This is a genomic window from Pseudomonas sp., assembly GCF_049645325.1.
GTDB lineage: Bacteria > Pseudomonadota > Gammaproteobacteria > Pseudomonadales > Pseudomonadaceae > Aquipseudomonas.
The window spans coordinates 1-14971 of record NZ_JBARTQ010000277.1; the positions used below are offsets into that span (position 1 = coordinate 1).

Here is a 14971-nt window from a genome sequence, read left to right on the forward strand (position 1 = left end):
TTTCGCGAGCAAGCCCGCTCCCACATGGGTTCAGCGGTGTAGCAAAAAACCGGGTTACAACCCCACCACATCCTCCGCCTGCAACCCCTTCTCGCCGGTTACCACGGCGTATTCCACCTGCTGGCCCTCGGCCAACGAGCGGTGGCCATCACCGCGAATGGCGCGGTAGTGCACAAACACGTCCTTGCCGTCTTCGCGTTGAATAAAACCATAGCCCTTTGCATCGTTGAACCACTTCACATTGCCGGTTTCGCGCGTTGCCATCTGTTTAACTCCCACATGCATTTTATTGTTGAGTCGCGTGCATTGAACTGCCGAGTATAAGACAGGCTCAAAAACGATCAACTCAAGTTTACATCGCTGCTTTTTTGCCGATTTTCGGCGAATACGGCACACTACCCGCCCGAGCGCCTGCTCGGTTTTTTCCACTTGAAGCAGCACGCCTATGACCCGCTCCCCGTTCCGCCGTCTGGTGTTTGGCACCTTGCGCCGACTGTTGTACCTCTGGGTTCGCTCGGAGACGATCAACCAGTCGTCCCTAACCCTTAACCTCGACCGCAGCCGGCCGGTGTTCTACGTCCTGCAATCACCTTCCCTCACCGAATTGGCGGTGGTCGACAAGGAGTGCACCAAGGCCGGCCTGCCGCGCCCGGTGCTGCCGGTGTCGGTCGGCCCGCTGCTGGAACCGGCGGCGTTCTTCTACCTCACGCCAGAACCGGATTGGCTCGGCCGCCAGGACAAGCGCGGTGCGCCGCCGACCCTGACCCGCCTGGTCAACACCCTGACCGAGCACGCCGAAGAGAATGCACAAATCATTCCGGTCAGCGTGTTCTGGGGGCAGTCGCCGGAGAGCGAATCCAGCCCGTGGAAACTGCTGTTCGCCGACAGCTGGGCCGTCACCGGCCGCCTGCGCCGGTTGCTGAGCATCCTGATCCTGGGCCGCAAGACCCGTGTGCAATTCTCCGCGCCTATCAACCTGCGTGAATTGATCGAGCACAATAAAGGTCATGAACGCACCGTGCGCATGGCCCAGCGCATCCTGCGGGTGCACTTTCGTAACCTGAAGACCGCCGTGATCGGCCCCGACCTGTCCCACCGCCGCAACCTGGTGAAAGGCCTGGTCAACATGCCACTGGTGCGCCAGGCCATCGCCGATGAGGCCGAACGCGAAAAAATCACCCCGGAGAAAGCCAAGGCCCAGGCCCTGCGCTACGGCAACGAGATCGCCTCGGACTACACCTACACCGCGATCCGCTTCCTCGAAGTGGTGCTCAGTTGGTTCTGGAACAAAATCTACGACGGCATCAAGGTCAATAACATCGAAGGCGTGCAAAAGGTTGCGCAGGGCTACGAGGTGATCTACGTACCTTGCCACCGCAGCCACATCGACTACCTGCTGCTCTCGTACCTGCTGTTCAAGAACGGCCTGACCCCGCCGCACATTGCCGCCGGCATCAACCTGAACATGCCGGTGATCGGCAGCCTGCTGCGCCGTGGCGGTGCGTTTTTCATGCGCCGCACCTTCAAGGGCAACCCGCTGTACACCTCGGTGTTCAACGAATACCTGCACACCCTGTTCACCAAAGGTTTCCCGGTAGAGTACTTCGTCGAAGGCGGACGCTCGCGCACCGGGCGCATGCTGCAACCGAAGACCGGGATGCTGGCGATCACCCTGCGCAGCTTCTTGCGCTCCTCGCGCATGCCGATCGTGTTCGTGCCGGTGTACATCGGTTATGAGCGCGTGCTGGAAGGCCGCACCTACCTTGGCGAACTCCGCGGTGCGAGCAAGAAGAAAGAGTCGATCTTCGATATTTTCAAAGTGGTCGGCGCGCTCAAGCAGCGCTTTGGCCAGGTCGCGGTCAACTTCGGCGAGCCGATCAAACTGGCCGAGTTCCTCGACGCCGAACAACCCGACTGGCGCACCCAGGCGCTGGGCCCGAACTACAAACCGGCGTGGCTCAACGAGACCACCAACCGCCTCAGCGAGCAGGTGGCCCGCCACTTGAACGAAGCGGCGGCGGTCAACCCGGTGAACCTGGTGGCGCTGGCGCTGTTGTCCACCACACGCCTGGCCTTGGACGAACAGGCCATGGCGCGCCAACTCGACCTGTACCTGGCGCTGCTGCGTCGCGTGCCGTACTCACCGCACACCACCTTGCCGGAAGGCGATGGCCTGGCGCTGATCAAACACGTAAAAGACATGGACCTGCTCTCGGAGCAGAGCGACGCCCTGGGCAAGATTGTGTACCTGGACGAGCAGAACGCCGTCTTGATGACCTACTACCGCAACAACGTGCTGCACATCTTCGCCCTGCCCGCGTTGCTGGCGAGTTTCTTCCAGAGCAGTTCGCGCATGAGCCGCGAACAGATCCTGCGCTACACCCGCGCGCTCTACCCGTACCTGCAATCGGAGCTGTTTATCCGCTGGTCGCTGGAGGAGCTGGACGCGGTCGTCGACCAGTGGCTGGAGGCGTTTGTCGAACAGGGCCTGCTGCGTTTGGAGAACAATGTGTACCTGCGCCCGGCGCCGAGCTCACGGCACTTTGTACTGTTGACGCTGTTGTCAAAGAGCATCGCCCAGACGCTGCAACGCTTCTACATGGCGATCTCGCTGCTGCTCAACAGCGGCCAGAACAGCATCAGCGCCGAAGAACTGGAAGACTTGTGCACGATCATGGCCCAGCGCCTGTCGATCCTGCATGGCCTCAACGCCCCGGAGTTTTTCGACAAGAGCCTTTTCCGACATTTCATCCAGACGTTGCTGGAGCAAGATGTGCTGCGCCGCGATGAAGCGGGTAAATTGAGCTACCACGACCTGCTCGGCGAACTGGCCGAAGGCGCAGCGAAACGCGTGCTGCCGGCCGACATTCGCCTCTCGATCCGCCAGGTGGCGTTGCACCGCGTTGATGGCGCGGCAGAAGCACCGGTTGAACCGCAAGCCGAACAACGCTGACGAACGCCGCGGGATTTAAACAGGCGCCGGTTGGATGCCGGCGCCGCTGAAAAGGAGCTGTACCATGAAAAAGATCATCCTCCTGGGCCTGACCGCCCTGCTCGGAGCCTGCCAATCCATGACCCCAGCCGCCAAGGCCAGCCTCGACGGCGAAGTGTTCTACCTGCAGCGCATCGCCTTGCCGCCCACCGCCACCTTGAGCGTGAGCCTGCAGGACGTGTCCCTGATGGACGCCCCGGCCGTGACCCTGGCCGAACAGAAAGGCCCGGTCAAAGGCCAGGTGCCGCTGCCGTTTCACCTGAGCTACGACCCGGCCCACGTCAAACCGGGCCACACTTACGCGGTCAGCGCTCGCATCGAGCTGGAGGGCAAGCTACTGTTCATCACCACCGAACGGCACGCTGTGCAGCTCAATGGCCAGGACCCACAGCCCTTGCGCTTGCGTGTCGACGCTGTTGCTCACTGAATCAAACACACTTAAGGAAGCGCCCATGCTCCGTCACTCTCTTCGCCTCACTGCCCTGTGCGCCGGCCTGTTGTTCGGTGCCAACGCCATGGCCCTGGACCTCAGCAGCCTGTCCCAGGGCGACGCCTCCGGCGGCCTCAAGGACGCACTGACCCAAGGCGCACAGATCGCCGTAAAACAACTGGGTGTACCCGGTGGTTTCAGCAATAACCCGCAAGTGAAAATCGGCCTTCCTGGCAAATTGGGCAAAGTCGCCGACAAGCTGAAAATGTTTGGCATGGGCGACCAGGTCACGCAACTGGAAACCAGCATGAACAAGGCGGCGGAAACGGCCGTGACCCAGGCTCAGCCGATCCTGGTCAATGCGGTGAAAAACATGAGTGTGACCGACGCCAAGGGCATCCTCACCGGCGGTCAGGATTCGGCGACTCAGTACCTGAACAAAAGCAGCCGTGAAGAGATCCGCGCCAAGTTCCTGCCGATCGTCAAGGCTGCGACCGACAAGGTTGGCGTGGCGCAACAGTACAACGCTCTGGCCGGCAAGGCCGCAGCCTTTGGCGCCGTGGATGCCAAGAGCGCCAACGTCGAAAACTACGTGACCGAGCAAGCCTTGGACGGCTTGTTCAAGATGATCGCCCAACAGGAAGAAACCATTCGCAAGAACCCGGCGGCCGCGGCCACCAGCTTGGCGAAAAAGGTGTTTGGCGCGCTGTAACCCTCCCCTCACTGCGCCCAGGCCGCTTGCCGCGGACCTGGGTGCAGCAATCATCAGCTAACTTCTTAGCGACTCAATGAACACAGCGGATACACAGGCCGGCTGGGCATCTGATGCTCATTAGCCGGGTGTGGGTGTGGGTTTGGGTGTGGAGTGCCGTAAGCCGGTTTGGCGGGCTGGGTATGATTAAACCCCGGCTGGCTCGAATAAGACCGGTGGTGGTGGTGGCGAGGTTTTCCATACCCCGGCGTCTGCGGCTTTGCACTCTCATAACCTTTGTGGGGCGAATGATTGCCCACCAGCGCCTCCAACAGCGCGATTTTGAAATTGACAATGGCATTAAAAAAAGACATCTGGCACTCCATAAACTCATTGAAAGAGGCTCGACCGCCTGACGGCGAAGTCGACACCTTTGCCTGTCCATCAGGCATTTCTAAGTGGAGTGAACAGTAGAAACGTTCCAGCCGTGTCGAGGGCGGTTTGCATCGGCATGTAAAACCGGCTCGAAGCCCGATCAGTGCATGACCGAGTTGGCCAGCCTTCCCATCATCAGCGTGGCAAAACAGCAGATGGCCAAGGACGTCGCGCGGTTGATCTTAAGCGGCGTGAGCCACGCTTTCTGAACCCCTTCAAAACGGCTGCCGAGCACGATCCAGGCCGTGCCAACCGGTATCACCACCAGCGCCAGCGTAGCCATGAACCCGGCGTACCCCTGCAGCGTGGCAAAGGTGCCGGCCGGCGCGATGAACGAAGCGATCAGCAGACCTTTGGGGTTCATCACGGTGAGCCAGAAAAAGGATTGCCCTGAAAAACGCTCCCGACTCGCGTCGACATCATCGTTATTGCGCTGCCACAGCGAATACGAGACGTACAACAGGTAGCAAGCAGCCACCAGTTGCGTGGCCTTCAACGCCCAGGGTGAGTAGGCGGCCAGATAAAGCAGCGCCACGCCCCACATCGACACCTGCAACAGGTACGCCAGGCACTCGACCAAGGCCAGCGCCCAGGAGGCCCGGTAGCCGAACAGTACCCCGGCGCGGAACAGCAGGGTATTGGTCGGGCCGGGGGCGAGCAATAACAACAGCAGGGCTGAAACAGTGACCAGCATGATTACGCGACGTCCTTCCTCACTCGGAACCACGCAGCATACAGGGCCGGCAGGAACAAAAGGGTCAACGCCGTCGCCACAATCAGCCCACCCATGATCGCCACGGCCATGGGCCCGAAGAACACACTGCGCGACAGCGGGATCATCGCCAGCACCGCCGCCAGGGCGGTGAGCACAATCGGGCGGAAGCGTCGGACCGTGGCTTCAATAATCGCTTGCCACGGCGCCAGCCCTGCCTTGATGTCCTGTTCGATCTGGTCCACCAGGATCACCGAGTTACGCATGATCATCCCCGACAGCGCGATCGTCCCCAGCATGGCGACGAAACCGAAGGGCTGGCGGAACACCAACAGGAACAAGGTGACTCCGATCAAGCCCAGCGGCGCTGTGAGAAACACCATCGCGGTGCGTGAGAAACTTCGCAGTTGCAGCATCAGCAAGGTCAGCACCACCACGATAAACAGCGGCACCCCGGCCTTGACCGAGTTCTGGCCACGGGCGGAATCCTCCACCGTGCCGCCGACTTCGAGGAGGTAGCCGTCCGGCAACTCGGCACGCACGCCTTCCAGGGTCGGCAGGATCTGCTGCACCAACGTCGCCGGTTGCTCCTTGCCGTAAATGTCGGCGCGGACGGTCACGGTGGGCAAGCGGTTGCGGCGCCAGATAACGCCTTCTTCAAAGCCATATTCAAGGGTAGCGATCTGCGACAGCGCCACGCTTTTGCCGTTGTCGGTGGGCACCGCCAGGCTTGGCAGCAACGACAGTTCAGTGCGTTCATGCACGGTGCCGCGCAGGAGGATTTCGATCAACTCGTTGTCCTCCCGGTATTGGCTGACGCTGGAGCCGGTCAGTGAGCTTTGCAGGAACTTCGACAGGTTGGCGGTGCTCACGCCGAGGGCGCGGGCGCGGTCCTGGTCGATGTTCAGGTAGACGACCTTGCTCGGTTCTTCCCAGTCCAGGTGCACGTTGACCACGTGGGTATTTTCACGCACCTTGGCCGCCACTTTGCGCGCGAGGGCGCGGACTTCTTCAATGTGTTCGCCGGTCACCCGAAACTGCACCGGGTAGCCCACTGGTGGGCCGTTTTCCAGGCGCGTGACGCGTGAGCGCAACTCAGGAAACTGTTCGTTCAGGGTTTCGATCAACCAGGTGCGCAGGCTCTCGCGCTCCTCGATGGTTTTAGCCAGCACCACAAACTGGGCAAAGCTGGCCGCTGGCAGTTGTTGGTCCAGAGGCAGGTAAAAACGTGGCGACCCCGTGCCGACATAAGCCACGTAGTTTTCGATACCCGCGTGTTCCTTGAGCAACGCCTCCAGGCGTTTGACCTGATCAGCGGTGTTACTCAAGGAGGCGCCTTCGGCCAGTTTCAGGTCGACCATCAGCTCCAGGCGGCCGGAAGCCGGGAAGAACTGTTGCGGCACAAAACGAAACAGCGCGACCGAGCCGATGAACAGCAGCAGCGTCAGCACGATCACGGTCTTGCGGCGACGCACGCACCATTCGATCAAACGCCTTACACGCTGGTAGAACGGCGTGCCGTAGGGATCAGGCCCATCGGCGCCGTGTTTGGCGGCATGAATTTTCGCCAGGTCCGGCAGGAGCTTTTCCCCCAGGTACGGCACAAACACCACGGCGGCGACCCACGAGGCCAGCAACGCAATGGTCACCACCTGGAAAATCGAACGGGTGTATTCGCCGGTACTCGATTGCGCGGTGGCAATTGGCAAAAAGCCGGCGGCGGTAATCAACGTGCCCGTGAGCATCGGGAAGGCGGTGCTGGTCCAGGCGAAACTCGCAGCTTTAAGCCGGTCGTAACCCTGTTCCATTTTGATCGCCATCATTTCCACGGCAATGATCGCATCGTCCACCAACAGGCCCAACGCCAGGACCAGCGCGCCGAGCGAGATCTTGTGCAGGCCGATGCCGAGGTAATACATGGTGGCAAAGGTCATCGCCAGCACCAGCGGAATCGCCAGGGCCACCACCATGCCGGTGCGCACGCCGAGGGAGAAAAAACTCACCAGCAACACAATGGCCAGCGCCTCGGCCAATACCTGGACGAATTCTCCGACACTGGTTTTCACTGCGGCGGGTTGGTCCGACACCTTGCGCAGCTCCATGCCTGCGGGAAGGTTCTTCTGCAGGCGTGCGAATTCGACTTCAAGGGCCTTGCCCAATACCAGGATGTCACCGCCATCGCGCATGGCCACGGCCAGGCCGATAGCGTCCGCGCCCATGTAGCGCATGCGCGGCGCGGGTGGATCGTTGAAACCACGGTGGATGTCGGCCACATCGCCGATGCGGAAGGTGCGGTCACCGACGCGAATCGGGAAGCTGCGGATCTCCTCGACCGTCTTGAAGTTGCCCGACACGCGCAACTGCACACGCTCGGTCGGGGTTTCAAAGAAGCCCGCGGTGGAAACTGCGTTCTGTTCCTGCAACGCCTGTTGCACGGCCGCCAATGGCAGGCCGAGAGTGGCGAGCTTGAGGTTCGACAGCTCGATCCAGATCTTCTCGTCCTGCAAGCCCTGCAACTCGACCTTGCCCACATCCGGCACGCGTTGCAGTTGAATCTGGATGCGGTCGGCGTAGTCCTTGAGCACGGCATAGTCGAAGCCGTCGCCGGTCAGCGCGTAGATATTGCCGAAGGTGGTGCCGAATTCGTCGTTGAAAAACGGCCCCTGGATATCCGGCGGCAAGGTCTGGCGAATGTCGCTGATCTTCTTGCGTACCTGGTACCACAAGTCCGGAATCTGCGCCGAGTGCATCGAGTCGCGGGCCATGAAGGTGACCTGGGATTCGCCGGGGCGCGAGAAGGAGACAATGCGCTCGTAGTCGCCGGTCTCCATGAGTTTTTTCTCAATACGCTCGGTGACCTGGCGCGAGACTTCCTGGGCAGTCGCCCCGGGCCAATTGGTCTTGATCACCATGGCCTTGAAGGTGAACGGCGGGTCTTCACTTTGTCCCAGCTTGGTGTAGGACAAGGTGCCGACAACTGCCAGCAGGATCATCAGGAACAGTACGATCTGGCGATTACGCAACGCCCATTCGGAAAGATTGAAACCCATCGGGGACTACTCCTTGGCCGCCAGATCCACTACTCGGTTGGAGCGATCCACCGGGCGCACGAGCTGGCCCTCATGGAGTACATGCACGCCCGCCGCGATCACCCAATCACTCGGGGACAAACCTTCCAGCACCGGCACGGTTTTTTCGCCGAAGGCGCCGATGCGCACCGGCGTGCGTTTCAGGGTGTTGTCGGGCTGCACGCGCCAGACGTAGGACGCGCCGTTCTCCGCACTGAGGGCAGACAGCGGCACTGACAGCGGAATCACGCCGTCAGCCTGTATGAAAACGCGCGCGCTCTGGCCCAATTCAGCGGGGACCTTGCCGCCGATAAAGGCAACGCGGGCAGCGAAGGTGCGTGATTTCGGATCGGCCGCGGGCGACAGCTCACGAATACGTCCGCTGAAACGTTGGTCCGGCTGGCTCCACAATTCGACGGACACAGGCTGGCCGATCTTGAAACGGCCGAAGCCTTGTTCGGGCAAGCTGATCAGCACTTCGCGCTCGCCATCGGTGGCCAGGGTGAACACGGTCTGGCCGGCGGACACCACTTGGCCGACTTCCACCGCGCGTTTGGCGACCACGCCGTCCTGAGGCGCACGCAACACGGCATAGCCGGCCTGGTTGCTGGACACGTCGAATTCAGCCTTGATCTGCTTGAGGCGTGCTTCGCCGGATCGGTAGAGGTTTTCGGAATTGTCGTACTGGGAGCGGCTGACCATCTGACGGTCCATCAGCGTCTTGTAGCGGTCGCGTTCAGCGCGCACCAGGCTCAGGTTGGCCTCGGCGGCAGCGACTTGGGCGCGCGTGGCTTCCAGTTGCAGGCGCACATCCTGGGGGTCGAGTTCTGCCAGCGGTTGGTTGGCCTTGACCCGCTCGCCCTCCTCCACCAGGCGTTTGCTGACTTTGCCGCCAATGCGAAAAGCCAGGTCCGGCTCATAACGTGCGCGCACCTCGCCAGGGTAGCTGTCCGATGCCTGCGCCGAGGGCTGCGGTTGCACCACCATGGCTGGGCGGATGGTGGTTTGGGCCGCTTCTTCATGGCCGCAGGCGGCCAACAGGAAGACCAGGCTGACAGGCAACGCAAGGGGCAGGAAAGTGCTGCGCATGCTGAAGGACCTTTCGCAAATGGAGCTAGGAATAATTATACTGGCCGGTATGTTATTAATACCAAACTCACCAGTCCAGTAATAAAGGTGAAAATGTCCGACAATCGCGTAAACACCAATAGCCCCGGGCGTCCCAAGGACATGGCAAAACGCCAGGCAATTCTCGAAGCAGCGAAAATCCTGTTTTTGAACAATGGCTACGCCAGTACGAGCATGGATGCCGTGGCCCTTGAAGCCGGCGTGTCGAAACTGACCGTGTACAGCCACTTCACCGACAAAGAGACCTTGTTCACCGCCGCAGTCGTGGCCAAGTGCGAGGAACAGCTGCCGGTGATGTACTTCGAGCTGCCTGAGGGCATGCCGGTGGAGACCGTATTGCTGAACATCGCGCGGGGCTTTCATCGGCTGATCAACAGCGAAGAGTCGGTGAACCTGCATCGTTTGATGATGACCACCGGCAATCAGGACGTGAAACTCTCCCAGATATTCTTCGAAGCCGGCCCGATGCGCATGCTCCAAGGCATGGAGCGTTTGCTCGGCAAGATCGACCAGAGTGGCGCCTTGAGCATCAACAAGCCATTTACGGCGGCGGAGCACTTCTTCTGCCTGCTCAAGGGCACGGCGAATTTCTGCTTGCTGTATGGCTGCGGCGCGCCGCTGAGCGAGGAAGCCGCTGAGGCGCATGTACAGGAGGTGGTGGGGTTGTTTATGCGGGCCTATAGACCCTGAAGCCTTGTGTTGCCTGCACCCGCGCTATCGCAGGCAAGCCAGCTCCCACATTTGCAACGCATTCCAAGGTGGGAGCGGGCGTGCTCGCGAAGAGGCCCTCAAGCCGATGAACATTTAAGGTTTGAGCGCCTTCTTCGGGTAAATGTCATACCGGCTGGATTTGCCATCCAGCGCATGACTCGGCTTGGGCCCTTCAATGCACGGTGCCTTGCGCGGGCGCTTGACCACCACGCGGTGGCTGGCCAAGGCCAGGGCGGCTGCCAGCAACGCCGGCGCGTCCGGGTCATCGCCCACCAGTGGCCGGAACAGGCGCATTTCCTTCTTCACCAGCGCAGTTTTCTCACGGTGCGGGAACATCGGGTCCAGGTAGATCACCTGCGGCGGCTCGCCTTCCCAGTTGAGCATCACGTCAATGGAGTTGCCCTTGAGCAGCTTCATGCGCGCCACGATCGGCGCCACCTCGAAATCACCCGCGCCGCGTGCCAGGCCGTCTTCGAGCAAGGCACCGATCAATGGCTGACGCTCGATCAGGCTCATGTCGCAGCCCAGGCTGGCCAGTACAAACGCGTCCTTGCCCAGGCCAGCCGTGGCGTCCAGCACCCGTGGGCGCACGCCCTGGGCGATGCCGACGGCCTTGGCGATCATCTGCCCGCTGCCACCGCCGTATAAACGCCGGTGCGCCGCGCCGCCTTCGACGAAGTCCACACGCACCGGCCCCGGTGCGTCCGGCCCCAGCTGTTGCAGTTGTAGGCCGTGCTCGCCCACTTGCAGGGAAAAGTCCGCCCCATCCAGCTGCAACGGCAGGCCCAGCTGCGCCGCCCATTGCTCGGCACGCGCCTGGAAACCTTCGGCCAAAGCCTCGACCCGAATGCGGCTGGCCGCTGGTTGTTCGCTCATCAATCGCTACGCTCAAAAATATTAAGGATCGGCAAACAGCGGCCGATAAAAACAACAGTCAGGTATTTTGCCAGAGCTGAGCGTCGACCGAGAAAAATGTCAGACATTCTTCCCCTAACCATCGGTGTACTGCCGACCCACAACCACTACGGCCTGCGCAATACTCAAGCGCTGGCCGGGGTGAGTCATGTGTGGCAGGACTTCTTCGCCCGTGCGTTGGCCGAGCAGCTTGGCGACACGCCGCAGGCGCTCGCCGCCAAGGCGCCTGCACCGAAAGACCCTGCGATAGAACCCAGCGAAGGCGCCGACCTGTTGTCGCAGATCCTCACCCAGCGTGAGTGCGACGTGAAAGACACCGAAATTGCCCCGCCCGAGCCGCTGTTCCTGCCCATCGCTGAATTCGAAACCGAGTTGCTGCCACCGGCCGCCGAGCCGTTCGCGCCGGAAGAAATCGTTGCCCAGCAGCGCCAGCAGAATTTTGAAAGCGGTTGGGTGCGCCCGATCGTGCTGAATGCCGGTCAACCGTTGCCCGAGCCAGGCCCGGCGCCGGAACCACAGCCGCTGCATCTGCCGATTGCCGAGTTCGAACTGGGCCTGCTGCCGCCACCGGCCACGCCGTACCCGACGGAAGAACTGGTGGCGCAACAAAAAGCCCTGGACTTCGACTACCACTGGGCACGCCCGTTGATCCTCCACAACTTGCGCCTGGCGGCCTGAGCCTCAGCGACACACCCACCAGCGCCCCATGTCCACGTGGAAATGGTTGCGATGGGCCGCGTTGTAGTCCGGGCTCAACACTGCATTGAAATCATCACAGGCACCCTGGCGCACCTGCCGCAAAAAGCGTGCGTTATCGCCTTCTCCCGGCCAGTCCTTGAGCACGCTGATGCTGCGCCCGTCCGCCAAGCGGAAGCCGGCAATGTCCAGGGCATTGGCCGACGCATGCTGGCTGAGTTGGCCGTCTGCACGGTTATAGATATTGCGACAGGCAAAGCTGCCCAAGTGGTCGACCCGCGTCACGGCCTGACCAAACACCGCCTGCGCCGCTGGCTGCAGGCTATGGCGCTCGAACAATGCAAAGGCGACCGCCAATGGGCAACTGGCGAGAAAGCTGCTGCTCAAAGCCACCTCGCCGCCCTGTACACGCAACACATTGCGCAATGGGCACGCCGCGTCCGCAGGTGTATCCGCCTGGTGGCTGACGCGCAAACCGGAGGTTTTCAACACCTGGTCGCACAGCGCCGGATCATCCTGCAGACGGCCAAGCTTGAAGCGGGTCAACAGGTTCGGGGCGGCGCGCACATCCAGTGGCGCCCAGGGGTTCCACTCAGCCGGCATCGGCACCCAACCACGCCACACGCCCACCGCGAATGCGCCCACCACGAGCAACAGCGCGCCCATCACCCTGCTGAAGCGCACGGCTCAGCCCTTGAAAAACTGATTGGCCTGGCTGAACGGCATCTTGCGGTCAGTGAAGGTAAACGTGCCCAGTTCATACACCTCCTGCGCGGCGCGGTAGAACTCACCGTAGGCCGCCAGGGCCATGGCAGAGCCTACGCTGATGCGCCGCACACCCATCTCGCTCAATTGCGCCACGCTGAGGTTCAAGCCGCCGGACATCAGCACGTTTACCGGTTTGGGCGCGACGGCCTTGACCACCGCGAGCACTTCTTCGGCACTGCGCAACGCAGGGGCGTAGAGCACGTCGGCACCGGCTTCGGCGTAGGCCTGCAAGCGGCGGATGGTGTCAGCCAAATCGAGGCGACCGTGCAGGAGGTTTTCCGCGCGGGCGGTCAGGGTGAACGGGAACGGCAAGCTGCGCGCGGCAGCAACGGCCGCTTCCACGCGCTCGACGGACAGGTCAAAGGGGTAGATCGGGTCGGCAGCAATGCCGGTGGCATCTTCGATGGAGCCACCGACGATCCCGGTGGCGGCAGCGCGTAAGAGGGTTTGGGCACACCCTTCGGGCGTGTCACTGAAGCCGTTTTCCAGGTCGGCCGCCACGGGCAGCGAGGTCGCCCGAACAATCGCCGAGGCATTGCCCAAGGTGTCCTCCAATGACAACGCGCCCTCGGCGTCCGGCCGCCCCAGGCTGAACGCAAACCCCGCGCTGGTAGTGGCCAAGGCCTCAAACCCAAGGCTGGCAAGCATGATGGCCGAGCCGGCATCCCACGGGTTGGGCATCACGAATGCGCGATCGCGCTCGTGCAAGGCCTTGAAGGTTTCGGCGCGAAGGGTTTGGGCATCCATGACTGACTCCTGTCGGGAAAAAAGAGCCTTAGAGTAACCCCAGTTGCTCCGCTTCGGGCGCTCGATCGAGCGTCGGCAAAGGCGGCAGGCCCGGCAAACGCGCCATGAGTTGCGCATGAAAGCGCAGCGCCAGTTGCGCGGCGAGGCGGTTATCCGAGGTGTGCAGGAACACGTAAGGCGTGCGGCCTTCTTCGATCCAGCCGGCGACTTTCTCCACCCACGGCATCAGGAACGGGTCGTTCGCCTCAAGCTCCGGGTGGCCAATAAAGCGCACCTGCGGAAACAGGGTCAGCGCCGCCGGGCGCGTTGGCACCTTGGGCTTTTTCGATTGGGCATGCAGCACGGCAGCCGAGGTGGACGTGCAACTGAACAATGCGCGCGGATCGAGGCAGATGCGTTCGACACCACGGTCACGCAACAAGCGGTTGAGCATGCGCTCGGCGTCGCCTTTGGCAAAAAATTCCGGGTGGCGCACTTCCACGGCCATCGGGCGCTCCAGGCCATCAATGAAACCGGCCAGCTCGCCAAGCCGTTGCGGTGAAAATTTCGCCGACAGTTGCAACCACATTGGCGATACGCGCTCGCCCAGCGGGCTCATCAGGCCCACAAAACTTTCCGCCGCCGGCAGCTGCTCGCGCAAATCACCACCATGGCTGATGTCTCCGGGGAATTTGGCGGTGAAGCGAAAACCCTCAGGCATGATTTCGGCCCAGCGCTGCACGGTGGCGGCCGAGGGTCGGGCATAAAACGTGGTGTTGCCTTCCACGGCGTTGAAGACTTGGGAATACAGCGAGAGGTAGTCGCTGGAGCGGGCGTCGGCCGGGTACAGGTACTCGCGCCAGGCGTTTTCACTCCAGGACGGGCAACCAATAAAGTAAGGCAGGCGCATCAGATGTGGATGTCGAGGCCCAGCACTTCCATATCCCATTCGACAAAACCGGCGGTGGTCAGGTAGCTGGCCAGGGCGGTGGCGACGCTTTTGCTCATGGAGCGGGGGAAGACCATGTCTTGCTGGCGAGCAGGAAGACCGCTGATACGCGCACCGGCAGAACCTTGGGGGCTGGAATGCGCGTCGGACAAGACTTCGATGAAGTCAGGCGAATCCTCGACGGAATCATCCACCGTGACGTTCGCCTTACGCGGCTTACGCTTGAGGGGGTAGGACTGTGAGGAAAAGCCGTCTATACGCATCGATGCGAACTCGGTATCGGTGATGGCATTTTAGTGGCGCAATCCGTAGCGCGCAAATGCTCTGGTGATAACTAGAACACATAATTTGAAAAAGGTTTAAACGCGCGGGCAAATTCTGACGATTGGCGAAATTTGCCCCTGAATGCGCACATTTTTGGCGTCAAATAATCCCGCGCTCGGCCTTGGTTTGCGCGACTTTATCGCGCAGATACACCGGTGCAGCCTGATCGGCGGGAGTTGCTTCGCCGCGCTCGAAGGCGAAGCGTGCCAGGGCCAGCAGGTCTTCGGCGTGGGGCAACATAGCGGCGTCCTGGCCGACTGTTTTCACGCCGATGCGCTCGCCATATCCCCAGCCGGTACCGGCGCCGAACCAATCACCGCTGGCGTCACCAGGCAATACCGCCGCTTCAGGAGGCTGCACCGCTTCCACACCCACCAGGCGCATTTCGCCCGCCGTTTCGCGGTAGCAACCCCAATAGACTTCATC

15 protein-coding genes are annotated in these 14971 nt (G+C 61.6%); 5 read left to right on the top strand and 10 right to left on the bottom strand.

Features of this window, described 5'->3' with window-relative positions; translation table 11 throughout:
- Nucleotides 1–54 precede the first annotated feature (54 nt).
- Nucleotides 55–264: a cold-shock protein gene (locus tag WBB95_RS12315; RefSeq protein WP_032891681.1), complete on the bottom strand. Its 210-nt coding sequence runs from the start codon at nucleotides 262–264 to the stop codon at nucleotides 55–57.
- Nucleotides 265–445: 181 nt separating this feature from the next.
- Between WBB95_RS12315 and plsB the strand changes: the two genes are divergently transcribed.
- The 3 genes from plsB to WBB95_RS12330 all read left to right on the top strand — a co-directional run bounded on the left by plsB (nucleotide 446) and on the right by WBB95_RS12330 (nucleotide 4134).
- Nucleotides 446–2953 (top strand): glycerol-3-phosphate 1-O-acyltransferase PlsB, encoded by a 2508-nt coding sequence (plsB, locus tag WBB95_RS12320; protein ID WP_424487850.1) that lies wholly within the window; start codon nucleotides 446–448, stop codon nucleotides 2951–2953.
- A gap of 64 nt (nucleotides 2954–3017) precedes the next feature.
- Nucleotides 3018–3419, top strand: coding sequence for a YbaY family lipoprotein (locus WBB95_RS12325; RefSeq protein WP_424487851.1), 402 nt, complete (start codon nucleotides 3018–3020; stop codon nucleotides 3417–3419).
- A 25-nt stretch (nucleotides 3420–3444) separates the two neighbouring features.
- Complete coding sequence (locus WBB95_RS12330; protein ID WP_424487852.1) at nucleotides 3445–4134, top strand: DUF4197 domain-containing protein; 690 nt, start codon at nucleotides 3445–3447, stop codon at nucleotides 4132–4134.
- A 514-nt stretch (nucleotides 4135–4648) separates the two neighbouring features.
- Here WBB95_RS12330 and WBB95_RS12335 read toward each other — a convergent pair.
- From WBB95_RS12335 to WBB95_RS12345, 3 genes are read right to left on the bottom strand one after another with little or no spacing between them, the layout of a single operon-like run.
- Nucleotides 4649–5242 (bottom strand): LysE family translocator, encoded by a 594-nt coding sequence (locus WBB95_RS12335; RefSeq protein WP_424487853.1) that lies wholly within the window; start codon nucleotides 5240–5242, stop codon nucleotides 4649–4651.
- Between the two features lie 2 nt (nucleotides 5243–5244).
- Entirely contained in the window at nucleotides 5245–8310 is a 3066-nt protein-coding gene (locus WBB95_RS12340; RefSeq protein ID WP_424487854.1) for an efflux RND transporter permease subunit, read from the bottom strand.
- A 6-nt stretch (nucleotides 8311–8316) separates the two neighbouring features.
- Complete coding sequence (locus tag WBB95_RS12345) at nucleotides 8317–9417, bottom strand: efflux RND transporter periplasmic adaptor subunit (RefSeq protein WP_424487855.1); 1101 nt, start codon at nucleotides 9415–9417, stop codon at nucleotides 8317–8319.
- A gap of 93 nt (nucleotides 9418–9510) precedes the next feature.
- Here WBB95_RS12345 and WBB95_RS12350 point away from each other — a divergent pair, with 93 nt between their 5' ends.
- Nucleotides 9511–10146: a TetR/AcrR family transcriptional regulator gene (locus WBB95_RS12350; RefSeq protein WP_424487856.1), complete on the top strand. Its 636-nt coding sequence runs from the start codon at nucleotides 9511–9513 to the stop codon at nucleotides 10144–10146.
- Nucleotides 10147–10260: 114 nt separating this feature from the next.
- Here WBB95_RS12350 and WBB95_RS12355 read toward each other — a convergent pair whose 3' ends face one another.
- Nucleotides 10261–11043: a class I SAM-dependent methyltransferase gene (locus WBB95_RS12355; protein ID WP_424487857.1), complete on the bottom strand. Its 783-nt coding sequence runs from the start codon at nucleotides 11041–11043 to the stop codon at nucleotides 10261–10263.
- A 96-nt stretch (nucleotides 11044–11139) separates the two neighbouring features.
- Here WBB95_RS12355 and WBB95_RS12360 point away from each other — a divergent pair, with 96 nt between their 5' ends.
- Nucleotides 11140–11760 carry an energy transducer TonB gene (locus WBB95_RS12360; protein WP_424487858.1) on the top strand — a complete coding sequence of 207 codons (621 nt, stop codon included), beginning with the start codon at nucleotides 11140–11142 and terminating at the stop codon, nucleotides 11758–11760.
- A gap of 3 nt (nucleotides 11761–11763) precedes the next feature.
- Here WBB95_RS12360 and WBB95_RS12365 read toward each other — a convergent pair whose 3' ends face one another.
- The 5 genes from WBB95_RS12365 to WBB95_RS12385 form a co-directional block, all read right to left on the bottom strand.
- Nucleotides 11764–12444 (bottom strand): extensin family protein, encoded by a 681-nt coding sequence (locus tag WBB95_RS12365; protein ID WP_424487863.1) that lies wholly within the window; start codon nucleotides 12442–12444, stop codon nucleotides 11764–11766.
- A 21-nt stretch (nucleotides 12445–12465) separates the two neighbouring features.
- The gene (locus WBB95_RS12370; protein WP_424487859.1) at nucleotides 12466–13293 is read right to left on the bottom strand and encodes an isocitrate lyase/PEP mutase family protein; all 828 of its coding nucleotides are present in this window, start codon (nucleotides 13291–13293) and stop codon (nucleotides 12466–12468) included.
- 28 nt (nucleotides 13294–13321) lie between these two features.
- A complete protein-coding gene (locus WBB95_RS12375) occupies nucleotides 13322–14182 on the bottom strand; it encodes a DUF72 domain-containing protein (protein WP_424487860.1) in 861 nt (286 codons plus the stop codon).
- Complete coding sequence (locus tag WBB95_RS12380) at nucleotides 14182–14484, bottom strand: hypothetical protein (RefSeq protein WP_424487861.1); 303 nt, start codon at nucleotides 14482–14484, stop codon at nucleotides 14182–14184. Before WBB95_RS12380 ends, WBB95_RS12375 begins: the two co-directional genes overlap by 1 nt.
- Before the next feature lie 160 nt (nucleotides 14485–14644).
- Nucleotides 14645–14971 (bottom strand): tRNA threonylcarbamoyladenosine biosynthesis protein TsaB (locus tag WBB95_RS12385; RefSeq protein ID WP_424487862.1); only part of this gene is annotated, 327 nt, incomplete at its 5' end.

Bases quoted from the DNA above. Each gene is read 5' to 3' on its own strand.
- WBB95_RS12380 (WP_424487861.1), bottom strand. From the start codon at position 14,484: ATGCGTATAGACGGCTTTTCCTCACAGTCCTACCCCCTCAAGCGTAAG.
- WBB95_RS12355 (WP_424487857.1), bottom strand. From the start codon at position 11,043: ATGAGCGAACAACCAGCGGCCAGCCGCATTCGGGTCGAGGCTTTGGCC.
- WBB95_RS12315 (WP_032891681.1), bottom strand. From the start codon at position 264: ATGGCAACGCGCGAAACCGGCAATGTGAAGTGGTTCAACGATGCAAAG.
- WBB95_RS12330 (WP_424487852.1), top strand. From the start codon at position 3,445: ATGCTCCGTCACTCTCTTCGCCTCACTGCCCTGTGCGCCGGCCTGTTG.
- WBB95_RS12360 (WP_424487858.1), top strand. From the start codon at position 11,140: ATGTCAGACATTCTTCCCCTAACCATCGGTGTACTGCCGACCCACAAC.
- WBB95_RS12350 (WP_424487856.1), top strand. From the start codon at position 9,511: ATGTCCGACAATCGCGTAAACACCAATAGCCCCGGGCGTCCCAAGGAC.
- WBB95_RS12340 (WP_424487854.1), bottom strand. From the start codon at position 8,310: ATGGGTTTCAATCTTTCCGAATGGGCGTTGCGTAATCGCCAGATCGTA.
- WBB95_RS12365 (WP_424487863.1), bottom strand. From the start codon at position 12,444: ATGGGCGCGCTGTTGCTCGTGGTGGGCGCATTCGCGGTGGGCGTGTGG.
- WBB95_RS12325 (WP_424487851.1), top strand. From the start codon at position 3,018: ATGAAAAAGATCATCCTCCTGGGCCTGACCGCCCTGCTCGGAGCCTGC.
- WBB95_RS12335 (WP_424487853.1), bottom strand. From the start codon at position 5,242: ATGCTGGTCACTGTTTCAGCCCTGCTGTTGTTATTGCTCGCCCCCGGC.
- WBB95_RS12345 (WP_424487855.1), bottom strand. From the start codon at position 9,417: ATGCGCAGCACTTTCCTGCCCCTTGCGTTGCCTGTCAGCCTGGTCTTC.
- plsB (WP_424487850.1), top strand. From the start codon at position 446: ATGACCCGCTCCCCGTTCCGCCGTCTGGTGTTTGGCACCTTGCGCCGA.
- WBB95_RS12375 (WP_424487860.1), bottom strand. From the start codon at position 14,182: ATGCGCCTGCCTTACTTTATTGGTTGCCCGTCCTGGAGTGAAAACGCC.
- WBB95_RS12370 (WP_424487859.1), bottom strand. From the start codon at position 13,293: ATGGATGCCCAAACCCTTCGCGCCGAAACCTTCAAGGCCTTGCACGAG.